This is a genomic window from Acidobacteriota bacterium, assembly GCA_040752915.1.
Lineage (GTDB): Bacteria > Acidobacteriota > UBA4820 > UBA4820 > DSQY01 > JBFLVU01.
This window is the reverse complement of record JBFMHB010000077.1, coordinates 2,401-10,705: the sequence shown is the minus strand read 5'-3', so window position 1 is coordinate 10,705 and position 8,305 is coordinate 2,401. Positions and strand designations below refer to the sequence as shown.

Genomic DNA, 8,305 nt, shown 5'->3' with positions numbered 1-8,305 from the left:
ACGCCGGCCGGCGACAGCCCCACGCGCTTCTCTTCGCAATTCGGCTGGAGGCCGCACTCCTTGGGTACTCCGAACCTCATGGTCCACCCCTTTCCGACGGGAGTCTGAACCCGGTCCCTCCGATACGCCCCGGCGCAGGGCTTCATCGGCTCACCCCGCCCGGACTTCGGGACCGATCCTCGCGTTCCACCCTGAAAAGTATAGCATAATCCTTCGTAGGGCCATTCGCGCGCCGGCGGCCTCCACGGCCATGCGCCATTTTACGCAGGGCGGAGTACAATGCGGAACGGCCCACGGGGAGGGCGCGCCATGGCCACCTGGCCCGGGCACACGAGAAACACGATCTTCCTGGGCGGGGTGGAGGCCTTTTGGGGCCTGGGGATGAACCTCGTCTCCCTGGGCGCCGTGATCCCGGTCTTCCTGGAAGGCCTCGGAGCCAGCAATGCCGCCATCGCACTCCTCCCCGCCCTGAGCGCGCTTGGGGTGGGGCTTCCCCAGGCCTTTTCGGGGACCCTCACCCGCCGGGGCGGATCGCTCCGGGCCCGAGTGCTCTGGCTCCACGTGGCGGCCCCCCTCCCCCTCGCCCTGGTGGCCGCGGGCCTCTGGTCCGGGGGCGTCTCACCGGTCTGGCTCGTGCTCGGCGGGTGGGGCGCCTTTTACGCCCTCGTGGGAACCGTCTTTCCCCTCTGGCTCGACTTTATGGCCGGAATCCTCGACCCGGAGCGGCGGGGGCGCGCTTTCGGGTTCATCTTCTTCACGCAGACTCTGGCCGGGGCCGCCGGGGTGACGGCGGCGGGATACCTGCTTGGCCACAGCACGGCGCCCCAAGTCTACGCCGCGCTCTTTCTCTCCGCGGCCCTGCTCATGGCGGGCGGCTCCTTCCTTTTCCTCGGGACGGCCGGCGGGGCTCCGGACGAGCCGGTCAGGCCGGGAGGGGTGGACCAACACCTTCGGGCCATGTGGGGCGCCCTTCGGCGGAGCCGGTGGATGCTCCCGTACCTCTGCGGCCGCTGGGTCGTGCGAGGGGCGTACCCCTTGATTCTCCACTTCTACGCGGTGTTCGCCGTGGCGGAGCGGGGCATGTCGCCCTCGGCGGCGGCGATCCTCGGAACGGCGGCCCTCCTGGGCCAGGCCTTCGCGGGAATCGGCGCCGGGTGGCTCGGGGACCGATTCGGCCACAAGGCCGCCGTCCTCATCGGGCAGGGAGGCCTCGCCTCCGCCGCCCTTCTCCTCGTCACGCCCGTGCCGGATGCGGCAATCTACCTCGCGGCCGTCCTGACGGGGGCGTTCCTGGCCACCGAATACACGAGCCAGACCAACTGGGTCATCGACCTGGCGGGGCCCCACGAGCGGCGCAACGCCCTGGGCCTCGTGGGGTTTCTGCTCACCCCGTCGGCTGTCCTGGCTCCGCTGGCGGGGGGATGGATCATGGACTCGGTGGGATTCAGGCCGGTGTTCGGGGCGGTCGGCCTTCTCGTCCTGGGCGCCATGGCCTGGGAGATCCGCCTCGTCCCCACGGGCCGGGAAAGAATCTGATCCGTACCGCCCGAACGGGTGGGAAGGATTGGTGCCGAGGCTCCGAAATTCAGGCGAATCCCAGGGCCATCTTGGCTTCCAGGCTCATCATCTCGGGGGTCCAGGGGGGAGACCAGACGAGGTGCACGCGCGCCCGCTCCACGCCCGGAACCTTCAGGAGCGCGTTGTTCGCCTCGAGCAGGAGCTGATCGGCCACGGGGCAGCCCGGCGAGGTCATGGTCATGTCCATCTCCACCTCGCCGCCCTTGCACACGAGACGGTAGATGAGGCCCAGGCTCACCACGTCCAGCCCGAGCTCGGGGTCCACCACCTGCTCGAGGGCCGCGTAGCAGGCCCGCTCTTCTTCCCCCATCGCGTCCTCGTGAGAACCGTCCATCATCCAATCACCTCCCCTGTCTGGAACACCTCCGCCCCCCCGCCATTCCCGGCCCGGACAAGGCGCTCCGTATGGTACCATGCCACCCGGAGGTGCCCTTGTCCAGCCTCTTCTCCGTGGTGATCGTGGGCCGCCCGAACGTCGGAAAATCGACGCTCTTCAACCGCCTTCTCGGACGCCGGAAGGCGCTCGTCCACGACCAGCCGGGGGTCACCCGGGACCTCAACATCGCTCTCCTGGAGCGGGACGGCCTGACGGTCCAGATCGTGGACACCGGAGGCATCTACGGGGAACGCGAGGACGCGCTGCTCTCCCTGGTGGAGGAGCAGGTCCATGTCGCCATGGAGGGTGGCGACCTCGTTCTCCTTCTCGTGGACGGGAAGGAGGGGCTCAACCCGGTGGATGAGGAACTGGCCCGCCGGCTGATCAAGTCGGGAAAGCCGGCGGCCCTCGTCGTCAACAAGGTGGACGTGGAGGGCCACGCCCCCCGGTCGGCGGAGTTCTACTCCCTCGGACTTTCTCCCGTCTTCTCCGTGTCCGCCGAGCACGGGACCGGCGCGGAGGAACTTTGGGACTTCGTGGGGTCGAAGGCCCGGGAGCGGGGTCTGGCGCCGGCCGAGCCCCCTTCGGCGGAGGGCTCCATCCGGGTGGCCATCGTGGGCCGGCCCAACGTGGGGAAGTCCTCCCTGCTCAACCGCCTCCTGGGCCAGTACCGTTCCCTGGTCTCCGAGATTCCGGGGACCACCCGGGACCCCGTGGACGCCCCCCTCTCTGCGGGCGGACGGGACTTCGTCCTCCTGGACACGGCGGGCATACGCCGGAAGAGCAAGACGGAGAAGGGCGCGGAGATTCTCTCCGTAATCCTCGCCCGGCGAAGCCTGGAGACGTGCCACGTGGCGCTCCTCGTCCTCGACGCCTCCCAGCCTCCCTCCCACCAGGATGCCCACATCGCCGGGCTCATCGAACGATCGAGACGCGCCGCCGTGGTCGTCCTCAACAAGTGGGACCTCCTCGGGGGTGAGGAGAGGGCCAAGGCTGCCGAGGAGGCCGTCCGGGAGAGGCTCCACTTCATGCCGTACCTTCCCCTCGTGCGGGCGTCGGCGAAGACGGGTCGGCACGTGGACCGGGTCCTCCCCATGACCTCCAAGGTCTACGACCGCTTCCGAATCAAGATCCCGACGTCGGTCCTCAACAAGACGCTGGCGGATCTGGTGGCCAGGGTCTCCCCCCCGTCCATCCAGGGCAAGGAACTGAAGATCCGATACGCGACGCAGACCGGAGAGGCCCCCCCCATCCTCACCCTTTTCACGAATTCCAAGCTCCCGCCCCCCGAACCCTACGCGCGCTACCTCAAGAACGGGCTGAGGGAGTCCTTCGACCTCGAAGGGTCACCGCTCATCATCAAGTTCCGCGCGGAATAGCCGGACGGCCTTCGGGTCGGGGCAGGCTTGCAGGAGTTCGGCGGCCGTGCGCCCCAGCTTCGGGTGCCTCCACATGGGGGCGATCTCCGCCAGCGGCGCCAGGGCGCTCCGGCGTCGGGACAGGGCCGGGTGCGGGAGGACGAGCCTCGGCGTGCATACGAGGAGGCTGCCCCACGCCAGCAGGTCCACGTCCACGGTCCTCGGGCCTTTCGGAGTCCGCCGGTGCCTGCCGAGGGCCCTCTCCGCCCACAGGGCGAGGGAAAGGACGGCCAGGGGTCCCGCTTCGCATTCGGCTTTCAGCACCCGATTGAGGTACCAGGGCTGGGCGCCGACTCCCGAGGGCTCCGTTTCGTAGACGCGCGACCTATCGGTCACGCGGACCCTCCCCGAGCGCTCGAGGAGGCGGGCGGCGGCTTCGATGTACGCCAGACGGTCTCCCAGGTTGCTCCCGAGGAGCAGGTAGGCGTCCGGCGGGGAGCAGGGTCCGGTAAACACGGTCAGAGGGAAAGGAGGAGGCCGTCGTAGGCGGTCGTGGCCTCGGGGAAGCGCTTCTGGGCCAGGCGCTCCTTCCTCTGCAGAACGGTATCGGAATGGAAGGGGTCGTTGTGGTACAGAACGAGCTGGCCCACCTTGGCCTTCTTGGCCACGCGGACGCAGTCCCGCCACGTGGAATGGCCCCACCCCTTCCGGTCGGAAGCCTCCTCGACGGAGTTGTTGGAGTCCATCACGAGCAGGTCGGCCCCGGCCGCCCTTTCCTGGAGCTGGGCGTCCAACCGCCCGCCGTCGGGCTCGGTGTCCGTGGCGTAGACGATTTTCCGCCCCCGGACCTCGACCACGAAGCCGAAGCACCGTTGCGGGTGGTGCACCTCGAAGGGTTCCACGCGCGCGTCCTCGACTTCCATCACGCCGCCGATCTGGACGTACTCGATGCGCGCCGCCAACGCTTCGAGGGGGATGGGAGAAAAGGGGGCCAGGAGCTGGCCCGTGAATACCTTCTCCACGCCGCCCCTGCCGTAGATCACCATCCGGGTCCTCCGGTCGTAGGCGGGCTTGAAGAAGGGCAGGCCGTGGATGTGGTCCCAGTGGAAGTGGGACAGGAACAGGTGAAGGGGGCCGGACTCCAGAAGGTCCGTCTTGTGGAGCTGGTTCCCGAGGGCGATGATGCCGGTGCCCGCGTCGAAGACGATCCTCTCCCGGTGTCCCCAGCGGACTTCCATGCAGGAGGTGTTCGTTCCGAAGCGGACCTTGTCCCCCGAGAAACAGGGAACACTTCCCCGGGTCCCCCAGAAATGGACCGACACCGAATCCTTCATGGGGGAAGGTTCGCACAGGAAATCGGGAAAGGCAAGGGCGTCAACTCACCTTCCGGACGGCGGCCTCCAGGGCGTCTTCGAAGATCTCGAGGAAGGCCTGGGCCTGGGTCCTGTCGATCACCAGGGGCGGGCAGATCCTCAGGGTGTTCGGCCCGCACCCCAGGATCAGGAGGCCCCGGAGAAAGCTCTGGGTCTCCATCTCGTCCCGCAGTTCGGGAAAGCGCTCCTTGGATTCGCGGTCCTTCACGAGTTCGACGCCGATCATCAGCCCCTTGCCGCGCACGTCCCCGATGACCCCGAACTTGCCCATCAAGCCCTTCAGGCCCTCCATCAGGAAGCGGCCCTGTTCCTCCGCGTTGGCCATGAGGGACTCTTCGAGGAGTTCGATGGTGGCCCGGGCGGCGGCGCACGCCACGGGGTTGCCGCCGAAGGTGGAGGCGTGGCTGCCGGGGGGCCAGTTCATGATGCGGTCCGAGGCCACGCACGCCGATAGGGGCAGGCCCGACGCGATGCCCTTGGCCAGGCAGGTGATGTCGCCGTGGACCCCGAAGTGCTCGATGGCGAGGAACCTCCCCGTGCGGCCCATCCCGGCCTGGACCTCGTCGTCCACCAGGAGGATCCCGTACTTGTCGCAGATGGAGCGCAGGCCCTGGAGGAATTCCGGGGGCGGGACCACGTAGCCGCCCTCACCCTGGATGGACTCCACGAAGAGGGCCGCGACCTCCTGCGGCGGGCAGATGGTCCGGAACACCGTGTCCTCGATGAAGGAGACGCACTCGAACCGGCACTTCCCGTACGTCTGGCCGTAGGGGCAGCGATAGCAGTAGCCGTAGGGGACGTGGGTGACGCCGCCCATGAGCGGGAAGAACTTGTCCTTTTGGGTGGCCTTGCTGGCCGTGAGGCTCAGGGCTCCGGTGGTCCGGCCGTGGAAGGCCCCGAAAAAGGCGATGAAGCGCTTGCGCTCGGTGTGGTACTTGGCGAGCTTGATGGCGCACTCGATGGCCTCGGCGCCCGAGTTTCCGAAGAAGACGCGATTGGTGTCCGCCCCCGGAACGTGTTTGGAGACGAGTTCGGCGGCCTCCACCTGAGGTGTGTAATAGAAATCGGTGCCGCTGATGTGCATGAGCCGGCCGGCCTGTTCCCGGACGGCGGCGACGACCTTCGGGTGACAGTGTCCGGTGGCCACGACGGCGATCCCCGCCGCGAAGTCGAGGAAATGGTTGCCGTCGGGATCGCGAACGACGGCCCCGTGGGCCTCCTCGGCCACGAGGGGGTAGCCGCGCGTGTAGGATGTGGATACGTACCGGTCGTCCCGAGCGATGATCTCCTTCGCTTTGGGGCCGGGCAGCTCGGTCTTCAGACCGGGCAGACGGGGGAAGTCGCTCATGGGTGTCCTCGCTTTCCATGGTTCAACGCCAGCCGGATCGCGGCGGCGGGAGAAGGTGAAGGGCCTTAAACGGAGCCCGCGATGTCCTTTCTGAAGTGCATTCCCTGGAATTCGATCCGGGCCGCGGCGGCGTAGGCGCGCTCCCGGGCGGCGGCCACGGTGGCGCCGAGGGCCGTCACGTTCAGGACCCGGCCTCCCGAGGTGAGAAGCCGTCCGTCCTCGCGTCGGGTCCCGGCGTGAAACACCGTGACGCCCTCCATCGCTTCCGCTTCCTCGATCCCGCGGATGGGGCGCCCCTTGGGGTAGGACCCCGGGTAGCCCTCGGAGCAAAGAACAACGGTGACGGCCGCCTCGGGTCTCCAGACGAGCGGCACCCGGCTCAGGGTGCCCGTGGCGCAAGCCCAGAGGACCTCCGCGAAGTCCGTGTCGAGCCGGGGCAGGATCACCTGGGTCTCCGGATCGCCGAGGCGGCAGTTGAATTCGAGGACCATGGGGCCGGACGGGGTCAGCATGAGGCCCGCGTAGAGCACGCCCCGGAATGGCGTACCCTCGCGGCGCATGGCCTCCAGCGCGGGCGCGACGACCTCCCGCACGGACCGGTCCAACAGGCCCTTGTCCATCGACCCCGCCGGACAGAAGGCGCCCATCCCGCCCGTGTTGGGCCCCGTGTCGCCGTCGCCCACCCGCTTGAAATCCCGCGCCGGCGGCATGAGCGCGAAGTCCGCTCCGTCCGAAAAGACCATGAGCGAGGCCTCCTCGCCCGATAGGTGCTCCTCCACCAACATCCGGTCTCCCGCGGCACCGAAGGCCTTCCGGACCAGGATCTCCTCGGACCCCGCCAGGGCCTCCTCGCGGCTCGCGCAGATGAGGACCCCCTTGCCGGCCGCGAGTCCGTCGGCTTTGAGGACCAACGGGAAGGGACCGGAGTAGGATTCCAGGTACTCCCGGGCCGCCTCGCCGTCCCCGAAGACACGGAAGTCCCCCGTCGGGATCCGGTTGCGGACGCAAAATTCCTTCGCGAACACCTTGGAGGACTCCAGGCGCGCCGCCTCGGCGGAGGGCCCGAAGCAGGCGATCCCCTCCCGTGCGAGTGCGTCGGCGAGACCCAAGGCCAGGGGGACCTCGGGGCCCACCGCCACGAGGTCCACGCGTTCCTTCGCGGCGAGGGTCACGAGGCCCGCCACGTCCTCCGCGGACACGCCGGCCGTGGGGATCTTTCCTTCCGCCCCGCCGTTCCCCGGCGCCCAGACCAGATGCTCCACGCGAGGCGACCGGGACAGGGCCCAGGCCATCGCGTGCTCCCTGCCTCCGCCTCCCACGAGAAGGACCCGCATCTAAACCCCCATTAAGGCTTCATTCTAAAGGGGAAACCGGTATCGGGTCAAGGCGATTTCGGCCGCGGCCAGCGCAGTGGGGCACAAGACCGAAGGGGTGGGAAACGGTCACCCTCCGGAGGAGGCCACCCGGTTTCTGCCGCGGTCTTTCGCCTGGTAGAGGGCCTCGTCGGCGCCCTTCAGGAGGGTCAGGAGGGAGCCGAAGGGCCGTGGAAACGACGCCACGCCCACGCTGACCGTGACGGGGGCTGGAAGGACCGAGGCGCCTCCCCAGGGCAGGCTCTCCACCGAGCGGCGGATGCGCTCGGCCACCGCCACGGCCTCTCCCGGCGGACAGCCCGGCAGGATGGCCGCAAACTCCTCACCCCCGTACCGGCACAGGAGGTCGATGTCCCTCAACTCCGCCAGCATGCGGTGGGCGGTCTCCTTGAGCACGAGGTCCCCGGCGGGGTGGCCGTACGTATCGTTGATCTTTTTGAAGTGGTCGAGGTCCACCATGAGCAGGGAAAGGGGTTTGCCCTCTCTTTGGGACCGGCTCAGCTCCTTGGGGAGTTCGGCGTCAAAGTGGCGGCGGTTGTACAGACCGGTGAGGCCGTCCAGGGTGGCGAACCTCTCGTGGTGCTTCTGGAGGAGGGCCAGGTGGAGAAGGGCCGCCACCTGCTCGATGAAGCGTCCGGCGGCCCGCCTCCCCACCTCCGGAAAGGGCGCCGTCTCCCGCCCGACGACGCCGATGATTCCGAACTGCTCGTCGCCGGAGGAGAGGGGGTGGAGATAGGCCACCGCGCCCGGGGGGAAAGGTTCTCCGCGGAAAAGGACGGGCATGGCCGTGTCGCGGCTCGCGGCCCCCTCCAGGTACAGCGGTTCCCCGCCTTTCATGAGGACCCAGTAGGCCCACGTCTGGCGGTCCATGTACCGGAAGGTCTCCGGGACCTGGAACT

8 protein-coding genes are annotated in these 8,305 nt (G+C 68.6%); 2 read left to right on the top strand and 6 right to left on the bottom strand.

The window, feature by feature from the left end:
* Nucleotides 1–309: 309 nt before the first annotated feature.
* Nucleotides 310–1,536: an MFS transporter gene (locus AB1824_11730; GenBank protein ID MEW5765635.1), complete on the top strand. Its 1,227-nt coding sequence runs from the start codon at nucleotides 310–312 to the stop codon at nucleotides 1,534–1,536.
* Nucleotides 1,537–1,585: 49 nt separating this feature from the next.
* Here AB1824_11730 and AB1824_11725 read toward each other — a convergent pair whose 3' ends face one another.
* Nucleotides 1,586–1,915 carry a metal-sulfur cluster assembly factor gene (locus AB1824_11725; protein ID MEW5765634.1) on the bottom strand — a complete coding sequence of 110 codons (330 nt, stop codon included), beginning with the start codon at nucleotides 1,913–1,915 and terminating at the stop codon, nucleotides 1,586–1,588.
* Nucleotides 1,916–2,010: 95 nt separating this feature from the next.
* Between AB1824_11725 and der the strand changes: the two genes are divergently transcribed.
* Nucleotides 2,011–3,333, top strand: coding sequence for a ribosome biogenesis GTPase Der (der, locus tag AB1824_11720; GenBank protein MEW5765633.1), 1,323 nt, complete (start codon nucleotides 2,011–2,013; stop codon nucleotides 3,331–3,333).
* On the opposite strand, the gene folK is transcribed toward der, so the two are convergent.
* The 5 genes from folK to AB1824_11695 all read right to left on the bottom strand — a co-directional run.
* On the bottom strand, nucleotides 3,301–3,828 hold the full coding sequence (gene folK, locus AB1824_11715) for a 2-amino-4-hydroxy-6-hydroxymethyldihydropteridine diphosphokinase (GenBank protein ID MEW5765632.1): 528 nt from the start codon (nucleotides 3,826–3,828) through the stop codon (nucleotides 3,301–3,303). The genes der and folK overlap by 33 nt on opposite strands.
* A 2-nt stretch (nucleotides 3,829–3,830) precedes the next feature.
* Nucleotides 3,831–4,646, bottom strand: a complete 816-nt coding sequence (locus tag AB1824_11710) for an MBL fold metallo-hydrolase (protein MEW5765631.1) — start codon at nucleotides 4,644–4,646, stop codon at nucleotides 3,831–3,833.
* A gap of 40 nt (nucleotides 4,647–4,686) precedes the next feature.
* Nucleotides 4,687–6,033, bottom strand: a complete 1,347-nt coding sequence (locus tag AB1824_11705; GenBank protein MEW5765630.1) for an acetyl ornithine aminotransferase family protein — start codon at nucleotides 6,031–6,033, stop codon at nucleotides 4,687–4,689.
* 65 nt (nucleotides 6,034–6,098) lie between these two features.
* Entirely contained in the window at nucleotides 6,099–7,367 is a 1,269-nt protein-coding gene (gene purD / locus AB1824_11700; GenBank protein MEW5765629.1) for a phosphoribosylamine--glycine ligase, read from the bottom strand.
* A 108-nt stretch (nucleotides 7,368–7,475) separates the two neighbouring features.
* A partial coding sequence (locus tag AB1824_11695; GenBank protein MEW5765628.1) for a GGDEF domain-containing protein occupies nucleotides 7,476–8,305 on the bottom strand: 830 nt, incomplete at its 5' end.